Genomic DNA, 1,269 nt, shown 5'->3' on the forward strand with positions numbered 1-1,269 from the left:
AGGGCACCTCTAAAAACCTCCGAAAAAACAGGTTAAAATATACGCCGAGTAAAATTGACCTCGTGACTGGATATCATGCAACAATCTAGCTTGTTTTTCCAAGACAAAACCGCACTTAAGCTTGATCAGCTTAACGACCCTCTCGCTAAGCTCAATGAAATCGTTGATTGGGAAGACTTCCGTGCTGACCTATCTGAAGTCAGAAAGTCACATGATCCGCGCAAAGGTGGCCGCCCGCCCCAAGACCTGGTTGTCATGTTTAAAGCTATTTTCTTGCGCCACTATTACGGCTTATCGCATGACCAGGTTGAGTTTCAAGTCACTGATCGCTTGTCGTTCCGGCGCTTTTTAGGACTTGGTATCGATCAGAACGTTCCCGATGCCAAAACAGTATGGCACTACGAAGACTGCTTCTCGAAGACGAAACTACTAGACCGCGTGTTCGATAAGTTGCTCGCACAAATTGAGCAGGCAGGCTACTACGCCAGAGGTGGCACAATCGTCGATGCAAGCATCATCGAAACACCCAAGCGATCATCGGAGGAGCGCTTAAAAAAGCGCCACGGCGTTGAAGAGGACGCCGAGTTACCAAGCAAGGTTCGCCAGCAACATGACCCTGATAGCCGCTGGACCAAAAAGCACAATAAAAGCTATTACGGGTACAAGAATCACATTGCAATTGATAACGAGCACAAGATCATTCGCAGCCAGTTAACGACGCCTGCCAACAAACATGATGGACATGAACTGGATGAGCTAGTCGACGCCAACAATAGTAACGGGAAAGTGTATGCCGACAGTGCCTATCAAAGCCAAGCAAATGAAGAGATGCTCGCGAGGCGAGGGTTTAAAAGCGAAATCCACAAACGTAACCGTAAAACCAAAGAAGGCAAAAACGATAGGCGAATAGAGGCGGGAAATCACACCAAATCAAAAACCAGAGTGCGAGTTGAGCACGTCTTTGGCGATATCAAGCGTCATGGTAGCAAGTTTGGCATTCGCTCGGTAGGCATTGCTCGGGCAACGCTCGCCATCACGATGAGCAACCTGGTGTACAACGTGCGCAGGTTTGGCCATTTACTCAAACATAAAACGCCGATTCATCGGGGTAAGTGCGCCTAAAATTAGGCGAGCTGCTCTGAAATGAGCAGAAAAAAGCCAGAAATGGCTAAGAAAGTACTGGTTCGAGCATCGGATCAGCTCATTTTTTGGATTTTTAGCAATTCATATTCGATATGCGTTGATTTGTGGGTCTTTTTAGAGGTTCCC

The 1,269-nt window shown here is 47.4% G+C and carries 1 protein-coding gene; it reads left to right on the top strand.

Annotation, left to right across the window (positions count from 1 at the left end; all coding sequences use genetic code 11):
* Nucleotides 1-75: 75 nt before the first annotated feature.
* On the top strand, nt 76-1,122 hold the full coding sequence (locus DUW71_RS17455) for an IS5 family transposase (RefSeq protein ID WP_119396561.1): 1,047 nt from the start codon (nt 76-78) through the stop codon (nt 1,120-1,122).
* Nucleotides 1,123-1,269: the final 147 nt, after the last annotated feature.

The sequence above is a fragment of the Salinibius halmophilus genome, assembly GCF_003577475.1.
GTDB classification, from domain to species: Bacteria; Pseudomonadota; Gammaproteobacteria; order Pseudomonadales; family Natronospirillaceae; genus Salinibius; species Salinibius halmophilus.

Bases quoted from the DNA above. Each gene is read 5' to 3' on its own strand.
- DUW71_RS17455 (WP_119396561.1), top strand. From the start codon at position 76: ATGCAACAATCTAGCTTGTTTTTCCAAGACAAAACCGCACTTAAGCTT.